The 18,474-nt window shown below is 33.4% G+C and carries 21 protein-coding genes; 3 read left to right on the forward strand and 18 right to left on the reverse strand.

All coding sequences use genetic code 11. The annotated features are described in order from the left end of the window. Positions 1 to 195 precede the first annotated feature (195 nt). The 5 genes from hemZ to EKH84_RS15355 all read right to left on the reverse strand — a co-directional run bounded on the left by hemZ (position 196) and on the right by EKH84_RS15355 (position 5,848). On the reverse strand, positions 196 to 1,638 hold the full coding sequence (gene hemZ, locus EKH84_RS15335) for a coproporphyrinogen dehydrogenase HemZ (protein ID WP_127066966.1): 1,443 nt from the start codon (positions 1,636 to 1,638) through the stop codon (positions 196 to 198). A gap of 19 nt (positions 1,639 to 1,657) precedes the next feature. Next, positions 1,658 to 2,296: an MBL fold metallo-hydrolase gene (locus EKH84_RS15340; protein ID WP_127066967.1), complete on the reverse strand. Its 639-nt coding sequence runs from the start codon at positions 2,294 to 2,296 to the stop codon at positions 1,658 to 1,660. 69 nt (positions 2,297 to 2,365) lie between these two features. Continuing rightward, positions 2,366 to 2,815, reverse strand: a complete 450-nt coding sequence (gene dtd / locus EKH84_RS15345; RefSeq protein ID WP_127066968.1) for a D-aminoacyl-tRNA deacylase — start codon at positions 2,813 to 2,815, stop codon at positions 2,366 to 2,368. Positions 2,816 to 2,919: 104 nt separating this feature from the next. After that, positions 2,920 to 5,151 carry a RelA/SpoT family protein gene (locus EKH84_RS15350; protein WP_013657543.1) on the reverse strand — a complete coding sequence of 744 codons (2,232 nt, stop codon included), beginning with the start codon at positions 5,149 to 5,151 and terminating at the stop codon, positions 2,920 to 2,922. A gap of 184 nt (positions 5,152 to 5,335) precedes the next feature. Next, positions 5,336 to 5,848: an adenine phosphoribosyltransferase gene (locus tag EKH84_RS15355; RefSeq protein WP_127066969.1), complete on the reverse strand. Its 513-nt coding sequence runs from the start codon at positions 5,846 to 5,848 to the stop codon at positions 5,336 to 5,338. Between the two features lie 290 nt (positions 5,849 to 6,138). Between EKH84_RS15355 and EKH84_RS15360 the strand changes: the two genes are divergently transcribed. Then, entirely contained in the window at positions 6,139 to 6,543 is a 405-nt protein-coding gene (locus tag EKH84_RS15360) for a CvfD/Ygs/GSP13 family RNA-binding post-transcriptional regulator (protein ID WP_013657545.1), read from the forward strand. 57 nt (positions 6,544 to 6,600) lie between these two features. Here the strand turns inward: EKH84_RS15360 and EKH84_RS15365 are convergent, their stop codons facing one another. From EKH84_RS15365 to EKH84_RS15400, 9 genes are all read right to left on the reverse strand, one after another. Further along, a complete protein-coding gene (locus tag EKH84_RS15365; protein ID WP_127066970.1) occupies positions 6,601 to 7,332 on the reverse strand; it encodes a tRNA threonylcarbamoyladenosine dehydratase in 732 nt (243 codons plus the stop codon). A gap of 243 nt (positions 7,333 to 7,575) precedes the next feature. After that, a complete protein-coding gene (locus tag EKH84_RS15370) occupies positions 7,576 to 8,064 on the reverse strand; it encodes a hypothetical protein (RefSeq protein ID WP_013657547.1) in 489 nt (162 codons plus the stop codon). A gap of 111 nt (positions 8,065 to 8,175) precedes the next feature. Then, positions 8,176 to 8,610: a hypothetical protein gene (locus EKH84_RS15375; protein WP_127066971.1), complete on the reverse strand. Its 435-nt coding sequence runs from the start codon at positions 8,608 to 8,610 to the stop codon at positions 8,176 to 8,178. Positions 8,611 to 8,759: 149 nt separating this feature from the next. Further along, positions 8,760 to 9,071: a thioredoxin gene (gene trxA, locus EKH84_RS15380; protein ID WP_127066972.1), complete on the reverse strand. Its 312-nt coding sequence runs from the start codon at positions 9,069 to 9,071 to the stop codon at positions 8,760 to 8,762. 130 nt (positions 9,072 to 9,201) lie between these two features. Beyond that, positions 9,202 to 9,873 (reverse strand): DsrE/DsrF/DrsH-like family protein, encoded by a 672-nt coding sequence (locus EKH84_RS22750; RefSeq protein WP_330547546.1) that lies wholly within the window; start codon positions 9,871 to 9,873, stop codon positions 9,202 to 9,204. After that, complete coding sequence (locus tag EKH84_RS15385; RefSeq protein ID WP_330547547.1) at positions 9,852 to 11,684, reverse strand: CoA-disulfide reductase; 1,833 nt, start codon at positions 11,682 to 11,684, stop codon at positions 9,852 to 9,854. Before EKH84_RS15385 ends, EKH84_RS22750 begins: the two co-directional genes overlap by 22 nt. A gap of 162 nt (positions 11,685 to 11,846) precedes the next feature. Further along, positions 11,847 to 12,689 carry a hypothetical protein gene (locus EKH84_RS15390; protein ID WP_127066973.1) on the reverse strand — a complete coding sequence of 281 codons (843 nt, stop codon included), beginning with the start codon at positions 12,687 to 12,689 and terminating at the stop codon, positions 11,847 to 11,849. Between the two features lie 173 nt (positions 12,690 to 12,862). Further along, positions 12,863 to 13,945: a BMP family lipoprotein gene (locus tag EKH84_RS15395; protein ID WP_127066974.1), complete on the reverse strand. Its 1,083-nt coding sequence runs from the start codon at positions 13,943 to 13,945 to the stop codon at positions 12,863 to 12,865. Positions 13,946 to 14,186: 241 nt separating this feature from the next. Next, positions 14,187 to 14,606: a DUF3788 domain-containing protein gene (locus EKH84_RS15400; protein WP_127066975.1), complete on the reverse strand. Its 420-nt coding sequence runs from the start codon at positions 14,604 to 14,606 to the stop codon at positions 14,187 to 14,189. Between the two features lie 512 nt (positions 14,607 to 15,118). On the opposite strand from EKH84_RS15400, the gene EKH84_RS15405 reads away from it, so the two are divergent. Beyond that, on the forward strand, positions 15,119 to 15,493 hold the full coding sequence (locus EKH84_RS15405) for a PH domain-containing protein (protein ID WP_127066976.1): 375 nt from the start codon (positions 15,119 to 15,121) through the stop codon (positions 15,491 to 15,493). A 387-nt stretch (positions 15,494 to 15,880) separates the two neighbouring features. On the opposite strand, the gene EKH84_RS15410 is transcribed toward EKH84_RS15405, so the two are convergent. From EKH84_RS15410 to EKH84_RS22130, 4 genes are all read right to left on the reverse strand, one after another. Beyond that, positions 15,881 to 16,162 (reverse strand): hypothetical protein, encoded by a 282-nt coding sequence (locus EKH84_RS15410; RefSeq protein ID WP_127066977.1) that lies wholly within the window; start codon positions 16,160 to 16,162, stop codon positions 15,881 to 15,883. 359 nt (positions 16,163 to 16,521) lie between these two features. Next, a complete protein-coding gene (locus EKH84_RS15415; RefSeq protein WP_127066978.1) occupies positions 16,522 to 17,112 on the reverse strand; it encodes a DUF4358 domain-containing protein in 591 nt (196 codons plus the stop codon). A gap of 330 nt (positions 17,113 to 17,442) precedes the next feature. Then, positions 17,443 to 17,634: a hypothetical protein gene (locus EKH84_RS15420; RefSeq protein WP_127066979.1), complete on the reverse strand. Its 192-nt coding sequence runs from the start codon at positions 17,632 to 17,634 to the stop codon at positions 17,443 to 17,445. 50 nt (positions 17,635 to 17,684) lie between these two features. Next, a complete protein-coding gene (locus tag EKH84_RS22130; RefSeq protein WP_190283344.1) occupies positions 17,685 to 17,834 on the reverse strand; it encodes a hypothetical protein in 150 nt (49 codons plus the stop codon). A 41-nt stretch (positions 17,835 to 17,875) separates the two neighbouring features. Here EKH84_RS22130 and EKH84_RS22850 point away from each other — a divergent pair, with 41 nt between their 5' ends. Next, entirely contained in the window at positions 17,876 to 18,004 is a 129-nt protein-coding gene (locus tag EKH84_RS22850) for a hypothetical protein (protein ID WP_243118604.1), read from the forward strand. Positions 18,005 to 18,474: the final 470 nt, after the last annotated feature.

Here is an 18,474-nt window from a genome sequence, read left to right on the forward strand (position 1 = left end):
TTTTTGATTCTTATTCTTTTTTAGTTTTTCCTTTTATAGATTTATTATTCCCTAAACTTATAAAGCTTTATTTTCTTTCAAAATAAATGCTCTCTTTTAAGGCAACTCCCCTCATTACCTTTTCCAACTAAAAAGAGCATGTCCTTTGGCTTTCGCTTTTTGGACATGCTCTTTAGTTATATCTATTATTTACTTTTAACGATATTTCAAAAAACCTTCTCGTTTTCTTTCTATCATTTCATCAATACGTTCAATATAATCCTTTAAACTTTTCACATTCGGTATACGGTCAATACGCTCCCCATTTTGATAGACCATCTTTGTAATAGCTCCTGCTCCCAGAGCAATAATACTTTCTTTTTCTTCCATAATTTCAATGTTATAAACACATTGAGTTCCTGGTGCAGCATAACCCACATTTTCAAAATTACCTAACATATTTTTTTGGCGATACATATAATAAGGTTTCAATCCCATGCGAGCCATACGTTCTTCACAGAGTTCTAGCATTTGCTGAATCTTTTCGCCTTCTGTTAAGGCATATGCTTCTTCACCTGCCATCAGCTCTTCTTTTAAACGAGAAGCTCTTTTAATGGCCATGGTATGAACCGTTATATTTTCTGGACCTAACTTTTCTAGTTCATCTAAAGTATAAGCTACATCTGCAACTGTTTCTCCAGGTAAACCTAAAATCATATCCATATTGATACAATCATGTCCTAGGGCTCTAGCCTCAGCAAAAACACGTTTAATATCTTCTACTCCATGACGTCTGCCAATCGTATCTAATGTTTTTTGATTCATACTTTGTGGATTAATAGAAATACGCCCAACACCTTGCTCTTTCATAATACGTAGTTTATCCTTCGTAATGGTATCGGGTCTACCTGCTTCAATCGTATATTCTTCTACCTCTGATAAATCAAAGCTACTTTTAACATGCTCTAATAAACGTAAAAGCTGGTCTTCATTTAAACTTGTGGGTGTTCCTCCTCCTATATATAAACTACGAATAGGCACTCCTTTTTTTGCTTCAGCCACAAAAGTTATTTCTTTAAAAAGCGCTTCTAAATAAGGCTCTACTTGAGCTTCACATTTTTCTAAGCTATACGCGGTAAAGGAACAATAAACACATCTTGTTGGACAAAAAGGAATACCTATATATAAACTGATTTCTTCTGGTTTATTTTGACGTAAAATAGCCAGTTCTTCTTTGGCTACCTCTCGCATCAGTATTCTTTTATTAGAACTTACTAAATATTCAGCTTTCAAATGTGCATCGATTACTTCATCATTTAGCTCTTCTTCTAATAATTCATGGACTAATTTAGTTGGTCTAATCCCTGTTAAAATTCCCCATGGCATCTTACGATTGGTATAATCTGTTAAAGTCATATAAACTGCTTTCTTTAAAGCTTGTTTCAGTGCTTTTTTATCCGCTAAAGGATCTCCTATTTCCTTAACAGGATAAATCGCTTCATTTAATAAGAGGTCCCCATCCTTTAGTTTTGCATAGACTTTTGGTTTTTGATAATGCGTCTCAAGCTGTAACTCATCCTGAATATAGGGTGTAAACAAATTAATGATATTACTGATTTCATATTCAGCATCATGACCTTCACATCGTAAATTAATCATCTTTTTTTCATCCTTTATATTAATCGAAAAAATTAAAAACAGGGTTTGTTTCTTTTTCCTTCTTCACTGTAGTGGTATTGCCATGTCCAGGGTAAAGTATGGTTTCATCTGGCAAAGTAAAGATTTGTGCACGAATAGCGCTCAATAGACGGTTGCTATTACCTCCTGGTAAGTCTGAACGCCCTACTGATCCTGCAAAAATAATATCTCCAACAAAAGCTAATCTATCCTTCTCAGAATAATACGCCACTCCATCTGCAGTATGCCCTGGTGCATAAATGACACGCACTTTAAAATCACTATTTGCGTCTAAAACAATTTCATCCCCATGCTCTACATAGTAATCTGCTGATAAGGTAAATGCTTCACCCAATTGACTAGAGTAATTCCAGTTGGCATCTTCTAAATATTTTTTCCCTTCTTGATGAATGATGATACTACACCCAAGTGCCTCTCGAATAGCTTCTGCTGCTCCTATATGATCCACATGCCCATGAGTTAGTAATATTTTTTCAATCACATACCCGCGCTCTTTAATATAAGCCAAAAGACGAGGTGCTTCTGCTCCTGGATCAATAATAAAACCATGCTTTGTTTGTTCATCTATATAAAAGTAAGTATGTTCTTGAAGCATGCCTACAGTTAAATTGTGTATCATAAATAATCCTCCTATCGCTATTAAACGCCTTCATTATACTATTATCTTTGTCTTTTTTACAACTTTTCTTTAAAACTGCTTACTACTATCAATTAAAATCGTTACTGGTCCATCATTGACTAAACTCACCTTCATATCTGCTTGAAACTGGCCTGTTTCAAAAGGCACATTTTCTTGTTTTAATTTCTCAATAAATTGATTGTATTTCTTTTCTGCCTCTTCTGCACTTCCAGATGCAATAAAACTTGGCCTCATACCTTTAACAACACTACCATACAAAGTGAATTGAGGTACAATTAGTAATTCTCCACCGATATCTTGTACTGAAAGATTCATTTTTCCTTCTTGATCTGAGAAAATTCTAAGTCCTACTAATTTTTTTACCACATATTGAAGATCAGACTCTGTGTCTTCAGCCCTAACAGCTACTAATACCATAAGTCCTTCATCAATAGCACCAATTATCTTCCCATCTACTTGAACAGATGCTTCACTCACACGTTGTACCACAGCTCTCATTCATGTTCTCCTTTCTGCACTACACTGCTTTTAGTAAGAGTACAAAAAGGGACTGTTATCAAACCATTTAATAGCCTAATAACCTTCCCTTTTTCAATTTTATTTTAAGATGAAACACGTATAATCTCTAATACATCTCTTACGCCATTAATTTTTCTTGTTAGCTCCTCAAGTTGATAAATATCATGAATTTCTATCTTCACATTAAAAACAGCATTGCCTTTAGTTGTTTTAGCATTTAGAGATTTAACAGGTAATTTCATATCTGTTAATATCTTAGAAATATCAACGATAATACCTAGGCGATCTAAACAAGTAATTTGAATCTCTGTCACGTAAGTACGCTTTTCAGCTGCTTGTTTTTCTTCTAACCAAGTGGCTTCAATTAAACGCTCTTTTTCTTCTGGTGGCATATTCAGCACATTCACACAATCGGCGCGATGAATAGAAACGCCTCGCCCTCTAGTGATATAACCAATAATGTCATCTCCTGGTAATGGACCACAGCATTTAGAAAATCGTACTGCAATGTCTCCTACTCCTTTTACAACAATACCACTAGAATGCTTCTTTTGTCTGGATGGTCCTGTTTCAACCACTTCATTATGGGTCTGCATCACTTGCTCAGGTGTCACTAACTCTTTTTTCACCTTAAGGGTTTCATCAATGAGCTTTTGAATAATTTGGCGTTCTTTCATACTACCATAACCAATAGCCGCACAAATTGCATTCCATGATTTCATCCCATAACGCCTGTAGATGACCTCTACCACAGCATTGTCTGTTAGATAAGATAAATTATAACCTCTTTGCTTAGCCGCAATCTCAAGAAGTTCCTTGCCTTTGATAATATCTTCATCCTTATACTGTTTACGGAACCATTGATTAATTTTAGTACGTGCCTGGGTACTTTTAACAATATTAAGCCAATCCCTGCTAGGGCCTTTAGCATTACTAGCTGTTAAAATTTCTACGCGGTCTCCATTTTTTAGTACATAGTCAATAGTGACGATTTTGCCATTCACCTTGGCACCTATCATTTTATTACCTACCCCACTATGAATGTGGTAAGCAAAATCAATCGGCGTAGATCCCTTTGGTAAGGTTAATAATTCTCCAGAAGGTGTAAACACATAGACTTGATCACCATAAACATCTAAGTCACCTTTTAAAGCACTCATAAATTCTTGGTTATCACTCATATCTCTTTGCCACTCTAAAATTTCACGTAGCCAAGTTAACTTTTCTTCTGACTTATCTTGAGTACCTTGATCCGTTTTACCTTCTTTATATTTCCAGTGTGCTGCAATACCGTATTCTGCTGTACGATGCATCTCTTCTGTACGAATTTGCATCTCAAAAGGTGTTCCTTCTTCTCCCATTAAAGTAGTGTGAAGTGAACGATACATATTAGGTTTAGGCATGGCAATATAATCTTTAAAACGTCCTGGAATAGGTGTGTACATTTCATGAATAATTCCTAGGACACCATAACAATCCTTAACACTTTTGACAATTGCACGTACAGCAAACAGGTCATAAATTTGGTCTAAGGTCTTATTCTTGTTAACAATTTTCTTATAGATACTGAAGAAATGTTTAGGTCTGCCTTCAATAACAGCTTCAATTCCTGCTGCACTTACCTTTTCCTTAATCTGCTGTACAATGTGCTCGATATATTGAATACGTTCCATGCGTTTACTTGAAATTTGATGTGCTAATTCATAGTAAACCTCTGGTTCCATATATCTTAAAGACAAATCTTCAAGATCTGCTTTGATTTTACAAATTCCCAAACGATGTGCAATAGGCGCATAAATATTAAGTGTTTCTTCTGCAATTTCTTTTTGTTTAGCCGGTGTCATAAACTTTAAAGTCTGCATATTATGCAAACGGTCAGCAAGTTTAATGAGTACGACACGAATATCTTGAGCCATAGCCAAAAACATTTTTCGATAGTTCTCAGCTTGGATTTCTTCTTTTTGAAGCTGCTTATTTTGAGCAGAATATTGAATCTTTCCTAATTTAGTTACACCATCTACTAAAAGGGCTACTTCCTTATTAAATAAACGTTCAATATCTTCTAAGGTATAGTCCGTATCCTCAACTACATCGTGTAAAAGTCCAGCCACAATAGATTCGATGTCTAATTCTAAGTCTGCTAAGTTACACGCTACCTCTAAAGGGTGAATAATGTAGGGTTCTCCTGATTTTCTAAGCTGCGATTCATGAGCTGATTTAGCTAGCTGATAAGCTCTTTCCACCATTTCTAGATTGTCAGAAGGGTGATACGAACGTATTTTTTTTATTAGTCTTTCATAAATTTCATCCGGCATCTTTAACCCCCCTTTATGTAGTGTCATTATAATTATTTAATATTATAGACATATTAAACTAAAAATTCAATGCCATTATCTATAAACTTACTTATGTTACGGTATTTTTACAGTTTTCCCGAAAGTTTTGATATAAAAAAATAATAAATAAGCAAAGCTCACGGCTTTGCTTATTTATTATTGCCTAATATTTTAAAATAGATTCAATCTCATATCCTTTTAACAACTCTCTACCTTTAAGGAATTCAAGTTCAATAAGGAATACTATCTTAACAACTTCTCCGCCCATTCTTTCAATTAAATCAATCATGGCTTTTGTTGTACCACCAGTTGCTAGTAAATCATCTACAATAACAACCTTTTGACCTTTTTGAATAGCATCAATATGCATTTCAATTGTAGATGAACCATATTCTAAATCATAAGTTTGTGAAACACATTGATAAGGTAATTTACCTGGCTTTCTAACAGGAATAAAGCCTTTTTTTAATTTATACGCAGTAGGTACACCAAAGATAAAGCCTCTTGCTTCTGGACCTACTACACTATCAAATTCTACATTTTCCAAGTGTGCAGCAATTTGATCAATAGACTCTCTTAATCCTTCCCCATCTTGTAAGAGTGTGGTAATATCTTTAAAAAGTATACCCTCTTTTGGAAAATCTTTTACATCACGAACAAGAGCATATAAGTTCATATATTGCCTCCTAAAATATTATTCTTGTTAGCCTTTATTTTTAGAGCGATTGCCCTCGCACCTTTTTTCTTCTCATATAGGTTGCTTTTAAACTATTTTTATGACAAATTTCATTATAACATAGTATTTCATTTCTGATAATAGCTTTTGCGATATTTTTTTACCTTTATTAACGTATAGGATTAACTTTTTTAGTAAAGAATTTGATGAAATATTTTTTAAATAAGTATACATCCGTTGGCAAACTATGCTATAATGTAGAAGTTATATATTTTAATAGGAGTGTTATCATGTCGGAAAAATTTCAAGTAGGCCAAATTATTGAAGGAACTGTAACAGGAATCAAACCTTTTGGAGCTTTTGTTTCATTAGATGAAACAACCCAAGGACTTGTGCATATCTCTCACATCACACATGGTTATTTAGAAAATATTAATGATGCTGTTAAAGTAGGAGATCAAGTCAAGGTTAAAATCTTATCTATTGATACTGAAAAAAACAAAATTTCTCTTTCTATTAAAGAAACACAAGAGAAACCTAAAGCACCTTCTTCTAGACCGTCTTCTTCTAGACCATCTGCTGCAAAAGCACCTAAGAAAGAAACTCCTACAGAAAGCTTTGAAAATCTTATGAAAGACTTCATGAAGTTTTCTAATGACCGTCAAGCGGATATTAACAAACGTTTAAATCGCTAAGTACTATTTATTCACGCAGATGTTAAAAGGCACCTTATAAGGTGCCTTTTTTTAATGTTATTCATTTATTTTGTTGCCAATTAAATCTTTAATTACCTCTGCTGCTATAATAAGCCCTGATGTAGCTGTTACAAAAACCATAGACCCTGGTGTTTGTCTTCTTGCTGCACCTGCACCACCATGAACTAAACTTTGATCTGGTTTAATAGGTGCTTCTGTAGAATAAACTACTTTTAATTTTTTAATGCCTCTTTTTCTTAATTCGCTTCTCATGACTTTTGCAAGTGGACACATACTTGTTTTATAAATATCAGTTACTACCAATTTCGTTGGATCTAATTTATTAGCTGCACCCATAGCACTTATAACTGGAATTCCCATTGCTTTCGTGCGTTCTATTAAATCTAATTTAGAGGTCACCATATCAATGGCATCTACTACATAATCATAACTTTTATCTAAAAGTGTTTCAGCTGTTTCAGCTGTATACATTTCTTTAAGAGCCACAACTTCGATTTCTGGATTAATCTCTAACACTCTCGCTTTCATAAGCTCCGCTTTTGATTGTCCCACAGTCTTACTAGTAGCATGAACTTGTCTGTTAATATTACTTATACAGACCTCATCATGATCAATTAAAACTAATTTACCCACACCACTTCTAGCTAAGGCTTCTACTGTATATGAACCTACACCACCTATACCAAAAACAGCCACTTTACTTTCTTTCAGCTTTTTTAATCCTTCTTCTCCTATAAGCATTTCGCTTCTTGAAAATGCGTGTAACATATATAAACTCCTTCTATAACTCAAGCTTTATTCTCGTTATTTTTTCCATTTTTTAATTAATAAGCCTGTCAAATTTTGTATGCTTCATTCATATATTATAGGAGTTTCGATTATTTGACAACCTTAAATTTCTTTAAGCCCTATTTACTACAATAACAGTATCATTACGTTTTTCACTGTTTTATTTATAATCAAAATGGATTGCATAAAAAAGTCCATGAGATTTTCATGGACTTTTCTTATTTACTGATTTTTCTTACCTCTATCATAAATTTCCTTAAATCTAGTTTCTGAAAGCGTAAGTGCTTCTCTTATATCCTCTTTATTAATAAACTGATCAGCCATTTTTTCTGCTATAGCTTCTACAGCATCTTTACAATCTGCATAATTAGTGTAATTTCTACAGCCCATATAACAATCCATCATTTGTAAAAAAAACGATATACTTTCATCTGTAATACTATCTATTCTATCCCATGACCAACCACTAGGCACCATCTTGTAAGTGGTTTGTAACGCTTCTAAACCTTCTTCATAGGTTGATTCACTATTACGCATAATTTCAATATCAGCTATGCATGATTTGACAAAATCTACATAAAAAGTTTGCTCTTCTTCACTTAAAGCTTCCTTTGCTTCTTTTGTCAACGCATAAGGCTCAACTGCTTTTTTTTGACATCCTACTACAAATAATAGGCTTATGCATAATCCTATTAGGATTATTCTTTTCATTACACCTACTCCCCCCTATTTTAAAGAAGTTATTTTATGTCTTATTTTAACACATTATTCTCACTTTTGTTATAATTATTTTCAATATTTCATCTAATTGGTATATTTAAATTACAAGAAATGTCTCAACTCCACTGCAAGACTTTCTTCTAATGTAACCAACTGCTTAGCTATAGAAATAGATTCTTGATCTGCTTCTTTATACTTATTCATATATTTACATAAGGACTTTATGCCCATATTACAGCCATCTGTAATTAAATCAGCAACTTCTGCATCGCATTCATTTTGCATAAGCTTCACATTAACTTTAAGCCAAGACATCACTTTAGCAATAGGATTAGGTTCTTTCTCCTCATCATGATACTCACTTAATAAAACATGCGTTTTATCTCCCCAATCTTCATGAGCTTTTTTAGAATCCACTAATATTTTTTTAAGTGAATCACTTTTAATACTTTCTAGTACTTCATCAATAGACGTTACTGCCATCTTAGCACCAGCATTACATTCTTTAAGCAATTTAATTGTATCTTGATTTGCCATTAATCAGTCACTCCTTATTTTATTAGATATTCTTATTTATCTTTCCTTTTCTCAACTTATTTATACTACTTCATTTTTGATTTTTTGTTTCCTCCATATAAAAGCCCTTAAGCTGTTCTTTTATCAAAGATCAACTCAAGGGCCTTATTTTATCTATTTAACATATTTAATATCATTTGTTTTGGCTTTACACCAACACTTGTGTCTACTAGCTGACCATTCTTGATTAAAGCTAATGTTGGTATACTTGCTACTTTAAAATTTGCTGCTAATTCTGGTTGTTCATCAATATTTACCTTGCATACTTTAATACCTGTCATTTCATTAGCAATCTCATCTACAATAGGCGAAAGCATACGACAAGGTCCGCACCAAGGTGCCCAAAAATCAATCAAAACTGGTGTATCTGCTTTTTTAACTTCTAAATCAAAATTTCCTTTTGTGATATTAATAACGCTCATACATTCCACTCCTTCATTTATTGATATGACTATTCTTAAGCTTTGTCAAAATCATTTACTTTAACTAACTCTATTATAATACTTTCTTTCTTCTACTTCTGTGACTATATCACTTATAAGTTATTTTTTGTTAAATAAATAAGTTAAGTCCTGAATCTTCTGCCGCTCCTAAATAAGAAGCCACTCCACCAATCTCTACACCTTCAATAAACTCTTCTTTTTTGATTCCCATGAGTTCCATACTCATAGAACAAGCTACTATTTTTACACCCATATCTATGGCATTTTTAATCAAGGTGTCTATATCATCCACTTGATGCTTCTTCATAATCTTTTTAATCATCCATGCACCCATGCCACCCATATTCATATGAGATAAACCTAACTGATTCGTATGCTTAGGCAACATGATATCAAATAGTTTTTCTATTTTGTCTTTCTTTATCTTAGGCTTATTTTTTCTTTTTAAGATATTAAGCCCCCAGAAAGTGAAAAATAAGGTGACAGGTTTACCCATGGAAGCTGCTCCTGTTGCAATAATAAAGGAAGCAATTGCCTTATCTAAGTCACCACTAAATACCACCATGGTAGCTCCTTCTTTTCCTTCACTTGTTTGCATTGGATTGATTAGTTGCCTTTTTGTATCTTTGATTCCTTTTTGAATATAGGCTATAAAGGCTTTTTGCTTATCATCGAAACTGGTTTCTATTAATGTGTTTTGGGTTTTATCACACCATGCTCCAATATCTTTAGTAAAACCGGGGTCACTTGCTTTTACTTCTAGGATTTCTCCTTCTTCCATTGCTTTACTTGTTCGTACACTTTTCTAATAGGTCCTGGGCACTGAAGACCACAGGCATTTAGGGTTACATTCGGACCTAATTGTTTTTGATTAGCTGTCACCACTATTTCACTTCCTTTCTCAGCTTCTATCTTTGTTATTTTCTTTCGACTTGAGGCCTCATTGGCTTTTTGAACGGCAAGATAGGTTTTCATACCCCCATCAATGTTCTTACATTTATAGCCTAAAGCCATTAATAAACGGCAGGCTACATAGCCACGTTGCCCTACTTGGCAAGTTACATAAATTTCTTTTTCTTTAGGAAGTTCTGTTATACGCTGTCTAAGATTACTAAGTGGTATGTTGATAGACTTTGGAATAACACCTGTCACTAGTTCAAATGGCTCTCTTACATCCAAAATAAATGCCCCTTGACTTACAAGGTCATCTACCTCATACCACTGACTATTTTCTACTAATCCCTCCATGAGATTAGCTGCATAATACCCTAGCATATTAACAGGATCTTTAGCTGAATTATAAGGTGGTGCATAACAAGGTTCTATGTCTTGTAAATCTGCGACCTTGAGACCGCCTTTAATGGCTACTGCCAAAAGATCTATTCTCTTTTCTACCCCTTCCATACCTACACCTTGCGCACCTAAGATTTCACCTGTTCGAGGGTCAAATAACATTTTAAAAGCAATAGGAAAGGCGCCTGGATAGTAGCTTGCATGGGCATTAGGATGAATATGCACCACTTCATAAGAACGCCCTAGATGCTTAAGCATCTTTTCATTGTTTCCTGTAGTAGCTACTGTATAATCAAAGACCTTAGCAACCGCTGATCCTAATGTTCCTCTATAATTAGACGCTCTTCCGCAAATATGGTCTGCTACGACTCTACCTTGCCTATTAGCTGGCCATGCTAAAGGAATCATCATTTTCTCCCCACTTACAAAATCTTTAATGCTGACAGCATCCCCAAGTGCATAAATTGACTTATCAGAAGTGCGCATGTGTTCATCAACTATAATAGAACCTTTTTCTGTTACCTCTAAGCCTGCTGCTTTTGCTATAGTCGTTTCTGGTGTTACCCCTATAGCCATAATAATCATATCTGTCGAAATAACCTCTCCACTACTTAACACAACTTGATGACCTTCTTGTCTAAAAGCTTCGACACTTTGATTTAAGATAAGGTTTATGCCTTGATCTATAAGATGTTCATGAATAATACTGGCCATTTCTATATCTAAAGGAGCCATCACTTGATGAGTTGCTTCAATAAGTGTTACCTCTAAGTGCTGATGCTTTAAATTTTCTACCATCTCCAGTCCAATGAAGCCACCCCCAATTACAACTGCCTTTTGAGGTTTTTCCTTATCTATATAAGCTTTGATACGATCTGTATCTGGAATATTGCGTAAGGTAAAGAGCTGCTTACATTCTGAAAGTCCTTTGATAGGTGGCACTGTTGGCTTTGCCCCTGGAGATAGGACAAGTTTGTCATATTTTTCACAATAAATTTCATCAGTTTTTAGATTTTTAATGGTTAATTGTTTCTGCTCACGATCAATAGCTATAACTTCTGACAAGATACGAATATCTATTTTAAATTTATGGGACATCTCCTCAACTGTTTGTAACAGAAGCTGTTCTCTTTCTGAAATAACACCGCCTATATAATATGGTAAACCACAGTTTGCAAAAGAAATATACTCTCCTTTTTCAAACATGATAATGCTTGCTTCTTCGTCTAAACGTCTCAGTCTCGCAGCAGTAGAAGCACCACCTGCCACACCACCTACAATTACTATTTTTTTACTCATATACATGCTCCTTTTATTTTATAAATCTGTTAATAGTTGTTAGTTTTATTACTTATCATTGTAACTCTACTTTCTCATTCTTTTCTGTAACTAAGTCACTAAAAAAGGAGATACCTCATTCCCTATTTAGAATGAGGTATCTCCTTTTTCTACTTACTTTAATTATTGATTCATTTGAAGCACTTGAAGCTGCATTTTATAGCTGACACCTTGCGACTTATTAAAAGGCCATTCAAAATAAGTAGTTTGTTCTCTTTTGACAGTACCTTTTAAAATTTCTTTCTCTATTTGTTCTATGGCTTGAATAGCTCCTTGTATGCTCCCTACTTGATTGCTTTTATTTAGTTCGCAGCCAACAATAGCCTTATACTTAGTAGCTTGCCAAAAAGCACAATTAAACTTTCTAACCACTTTTTCATTAAGCTGAATAATCTTTTGTCTGACAGTCTCATCCTCTTGTCCTAATGTTTGCAATATTACTTGCCAAATCCAATCAAACATTGAAATAAGCTGACTATGTACGCCTATCATTACTGCATACTCATAGCTCTTTGTTCCTAAGTCTAACTGACTTTTATCAAAATCCATTTCTACATTATCAAGATAGCAAAGCGCTTTATCTGCCAACTGATGAATATTTGTTTTCAAACCTTCTTTTCTGACTTCTTTTACTAAAATATCTGCATAAGTCCTATAAGCTTCGGCACCTATGAAGGTAAAATCACATACCTTTATTTGAACTTTGTTGGATTCAGCTAATCCATACTGCTTTAGGGCTTCCTTCATAGCCGACTCATCTTTATCAAGTAAACAAATAACACCGAAATGTTCTGATAAAATCTTAAGGTCTAGATCATTACATCTCCCTGCCCCCCAAATAGCCAATTGACTTTTTGTTGGAAATTGACTCATGATATAATACGTAAGTGCCTTTCTATAATCCTTCCATTCTACAAAAGCATGTTCTAGTATCTGTAACTGTGTTAACTGATCATACACATTCATGTTATTAAACTCCTGCCTATTCATATTTCTCTTTATCTTATCACATTCTAGCCTTTTAATGAATGTGATAAAAGATATGAGCAAAAGCTTACCTATTATATAGCCACTTTATAAGCAAAAAGACAAAGCCTTTTATGACTTTGCCCTTTTATAATACTCTAGCAACCACCTGCTTATTCTTCTCCACTTACTACGATATTTCCTGCTTTTATTTGTTCATTCACTTGCTTAACTGCATTAACGGTTTCTTCTGATAAATTGGGATTATTTTTAGGAATACCTACACCATTATTATTCACATTAAAGGTAAGCGTTTGTCCACCTGGGAATTTACCTTCTACCTCTGCTTTAATCATATCATAGGTTGCTTGGTCTAAATATTTAATTGCAGAAGTAAGAATAACTGATTTATTGTTTCCTGTTTCATAAATGCCATCCATATATTGATCCACATCTACACCAATCACCCAAGCATCTTCCCCTTTAGCCGCTCTTCCCTTTGCTTCAGTAATAACGCCTAAACCTACATCACCTGCAGCTGCAAAAATGGCTTTAACACCTCTATCATACATTTGTGCTGAAAGCTGTTGACCACCTGCTTTATCGTCAAAACTACCTATATAAATAATATTTTCATCCTTTAAGGAAATATGCGTTTCTAAATGCTCATTGGCATAAAGAATGCCTTGTGCAAAACCACTCTTATATCTTTTTACAGAAGGAATTGCCATTCCTCCTATAAAACCAAAGTCACCTTCTTTTATTTGCCTAGCTGCTGCAACCCCAGCTAAAAAGCCTGCTTCTTGTTCTGCAAAATAAATAGCTACTGTATTATTGCCTACCTCTACGCCCCCATCATGATCACGTGGAGACCCATCTATTAATACAAACTTCGCATCCGGATATTTCATTTGAGCAATATAAATAGCTGTCTCAAATTTATAACCGGGCGTTACAATAAATTTATAGTCTGCGTCATACAAATTAGCAATTTGCTGTAAATAATCTGCTTCTGTTGCACCATTAGGCTGTAAGTATTTAGTTTGTTTTACTGTATCTTTAATCCCTTCCCATGCCCCTTGGTTAAATGAACGATCATCAATTGTTCCTGAATTAGTAACCATCCCTACACGAAGATCTGTATCTAGCATTTGAAACTTCGAGGACTTTTGAGAGGATGTCCCACTTCCACAACCTACTAATAAACTTATGGTAAGCATACTGCCAAATAGCATACTCAAAAACTGTTTTTTCATTTGATACCACCACCTACTTCATTGATTATTATAGTACGCATCACACTAAACTTCGTACCTTTCCTATTTTCTATTGTAGTAGTATTTACACGAACCTAAAAAATATACTAATAATCTGCTTTTGTTAAAACAACAAAAGAGTTAGCCTCCATGAGACCAACTCTTTTGTATTTAGACTTTAAGTTCACCTAATTCTTCTCTAAAATGCTATTCCTAATATAAGTAAGTATTTATTTAACTTTTATCTACACCCACATACCTTTACTTTTAATAATTTTTCTATATCATATAAATGTTCTTGACATAGAATCCGATAATGAATCCAACCACCATCACCACATGGATATTTATTATCTATATAATCCTGTGTGTAACTAAGCATTTCCCCATACATAGCTTCAAATTGCTTATTCGATAATCTAAGCATAACAGTCAAAGCTCCTGCTTCGGCAAAAATATCACAGATAAGTTTTTGCTGTTTTCGATGAGTAATGCTCCAACCATATTTATTTCCATATGGAAAGCGAATTTCTGTCCGAGTTCCAAGTTTTTCTACAAGATAATCATTAACTTCCTCAAATAAATTTCCGTTTACGCCACAATAAGTATTCATTTTCTCAATAGTAGGTATCCTACTTTTATCAAGCATTCTCTCAAACATAAGTACCTCCTTAGAATTCCTATTTAGCTCATAGCCTATCTAATAGAAACAAGCTTTTTTGTGTTTTGTTAATGATCCAGCTTTTCTGGGCTATAAAGCATCTATATTTAATACAATATTATACCCCTCTAAATACATGGTCAATTAAATAAATTCACATTTCAAGCATCATAAAGAGGAGTAAGGCTTCTAAGTACTATCCTAGTTTGCTTGCGCATTTCATTAACGAATGACGCTCAATACATCAATAGTATTTTAGATTAAGAGTCCAATTTTTAAATAAATTTAGTACATTATATAAATTAAATTCATGAAAACTTATTGATGCTCAATTATTTTATAAAATTAATTTCATTATGTTCATTAAATAAACCTATGTAGTAGGTGTCAAGTAGGTGTAAAATAGCTTGCAACCATTTAAGGCTACAAGCTGCTATAAAAACAAATTAATTTATATACTTATCTTTTAGGTTGTTATGATATACTATATTAAAAACAAGGAGGATTTTACAATGATTGACTTTAAAAATTCAAGTTTTCTTAAACTTAAGCCAGTTAATCCAAACGAAGGATTAAGTTTAGTACAACCTATGCTTATAGACAGTGAGGAAATCTTTGCAACATTTAAAACTGTGAGAGATATGGTTGTCTTTACTAATAAGCGTGTAATTGCTGTTAATGTGCAAGGTATTACAGGATCAAAAAAGGATTTTACTTCTTTACCTTATAGTAAGGTACAAGCATTCTCTGTAGAAACAGCTGGTGCATTAGACTTGGATTGTGAAATAGATTTATGGTTTAGTGGATTAGGAAATGTAAGATTTGAAATTAAGGGTAATTTTGATATTCGTTCATTCAATAAACTTATTGGACAGTACGTTCTGTAATAAACTCTATAATTTTTAAAAAGGTAGCTAAATAGCTACTTTTTTTATTGTATAAAATATCTTGTAGTAAGTCATAAAAAGTTAGTTACATTGATAGTCAATACATTAATCGCATTTTACTACTAATATACGTACTACAAAGTATTCTACAATATATATAGTAAATACGTTATTTTTAATACTAAAATATATAATAATATATTATTATATATTTTAGTATATTATATATAAAGCCTTGATAGTCAATGTAACTAGCTGACTACTAACATGCTACTAACATTATTTATTGTAAACTAACCAGTATCAAAGCTTTGATATGACTTGCTACTAATATTTTTATAGTTTACACCTCCTTATTTCCTATAAAAAGCAATAAAGAAGTCAGAATCACTCTGACTTCTTTATTATATATATCCATTGTGCCATTCGCTCAGCACCCTTATTGCTTCTCTCTATATAGTCCATATTATTTTTTAGGCTTTTCTGGAATTCTAATTCTGTAATAGTAAATTTATAGTTGCCCGGTTGTTTAATCGTATAGGATTGATTTTCCATAGTCGCTTGCTTAGCTTTCGCACTAATATTAAAGTTTGGTGCTATTATTGCATACGCTACAGCCCCAGCACAAATACATATGAGCACTACAGTTGTGATTATCCATTTTTTCATATTGGTCCCTCGTATATTTCTAAATATTAAATATATTCTATACCGCTTATTTACTATATGCAAATAAAAAAGGCTATATTATCTGTAACCCAAACTAATGATAATATAATTATTCCGACTATAATCTAACTATCTTTTTACAAAAAAATAGACCATGTTGCCATGATTTAAAGAAAAAATATACACCTAAGTCTACTGCCTAGGGAGGGCAATAGACAAATCCCTTGGGGAAGTTATATTGAATACATGCTTATCACAGAACAAATGTTCGATATTGTAGAGAGTATTTTGTCATTTTATGAAAAAATAGAGCCAAGTTTTCACCTAGCTCTACCAAACTATCTTTTTATTATATCTAGTTATTCTATTTCATTAAATTTTTCCACAATTTTGTTAGCATCTGCATTAATTACATATAGCACCAGATTATCTTTTACAACTGTTTGAGAATTTTTAACTAACTCATATTGTTCTGGTAGATACCTACTCCATTGCTCATCTAAAGCTTGTTGTCTTTTTTCTATCCCTGCCTTAATTGCATCTATATCTTTTTTATCTTTTAATTCAAAAATAGCAATCTCTGATACTGATGCTCTATTCATACCCATTTCTATATGGTGACTTGCAAGAAGGCTTGTATCAATGCCATATGCATCCTCAAGAATTGTATCATCCATTGTCATGCTCATTGGTACCTCTAATCCCTCTACTACTGTAAAATAAATCTTGTCAGATGCTGATGATTCTTTTTCACCTATTATTTCTTCGTCTGTAATATCATCGACAGCATTTTCACCTTCAGTTACTAGACCTTGATTTTGTTCTTCAGCTTCTACCGAAGAGTTTATATCTATATTAGGTGTTTCTGCTTTTTTACCACATCCTATAAGTATTACTCCTCCAATTGACAAAGCCATCACTAATATTAAAAGTTTTTTACTTGTTTTCATTTTTTCCTCCTAATATCATTTCTTACTTAATATTTGACGTAGGACAACGGCTTATGTTCCACCAAAATTAAAGTCTTGCATATTTTTATATTATAAATATTTCCATAAAAATAGGACCAAGATTACACCTGATCCTATCCAAAACTATTCTTTTATTATTGTAATTTAAAAGTTTTACTTACTTTATCTTTTCCTAAAACTTCATTTATTTCAATTATAACGGGAGAATTATCTTTTATAATAAAAGCAGTTCCATATTCAAGTAGCCTTCCACTTATTACGTATCTGAATTCATGGTTTTCTGAGTCAATTGTTATTGTAGTCTCCAACTCAATTCCGTTTTGATAAGGCTTTTATTGAGTAAAAATTTTCATATGGAGCTGCCGATTCATCTCTATTACCATGTGCTAGACTTGGTAGCGTAATTAGTTCCTGTGACATAACCTGTAACTCCTTTACTGTCCCTAAACTATCATTAGTACTTACACTTATTTTAGCTACTTTAAGCTTCAAGTCTAACATTTCGTTTTTCTTTTTAGTGTCTTGTTCATCAATTGGTGCTTTCTGTCTATCTATGCTTGATGTTCCCTATACTTCATCTTTTTTCTAAAAGCTTCTATTTTAGCATCTATTGATTTTTCATATTCAGCCAACTCTAATGCTTTTATATGAGCAATTTCTAAGGCATTAGCCAACACTGGGTCCCTCATAGGAAATTCCACTGCTAAGGTACACCTATGCTACAAGGCTATTTGAAAATAATGTGCCGCCCAAAATAATACAAGCATTAATGGGACATAGTGATCTAGCTACTACAATGAATATTTATACTCATATAATGCCAAAAGAATTAATAAACGACGTTCAATGTCTTAATAATATTCTAGGTTAATACTCGCATGTATTTGCCTATTTTTTTATATTTTTAAATTGCAGTTTGTTTTTTGCTACACACTTACTACACACAAGAAACGCAAAAGAGGTAAGCACTGTATCTATTGACACGCAATGCTTACCTCTTTCAATTAATGAGCCATCTGGGACTCGAACCCAGGACCCTCAGATTAAGAGCCTCATTTTTACCGAACGTGTGTTCCATCCGTTTCATAAAGCCCTTGATTTACATACCGTTGGTTAAGTATAGGCTAAAGGCCTTGACCGTACTGAACTTAGACGGTAGGTGTACAATAGGTGTCAGCACAATATTCATCACTTACAATTTGTTAGAACAGCTTGTAAGCGCTACAGTCTTTGATTATCAACACTTCGTATATAGATTCTTACAGATTTAACTCTAAATCCCTTTACGCGCCTATATACGCCCTCGCGCGCTATATTTATTATTATATATTATATATCATA

The organism is Cellulosilyticum sp. WCF-2, from assembly GCF_003990395.1.
Lineage (GTDB): Bacteria > Bacillota > Clostridia > Lachnospirales > Cellulosilyticaceae > Cellulosilyticum > Cellulosilyticum lentocellum.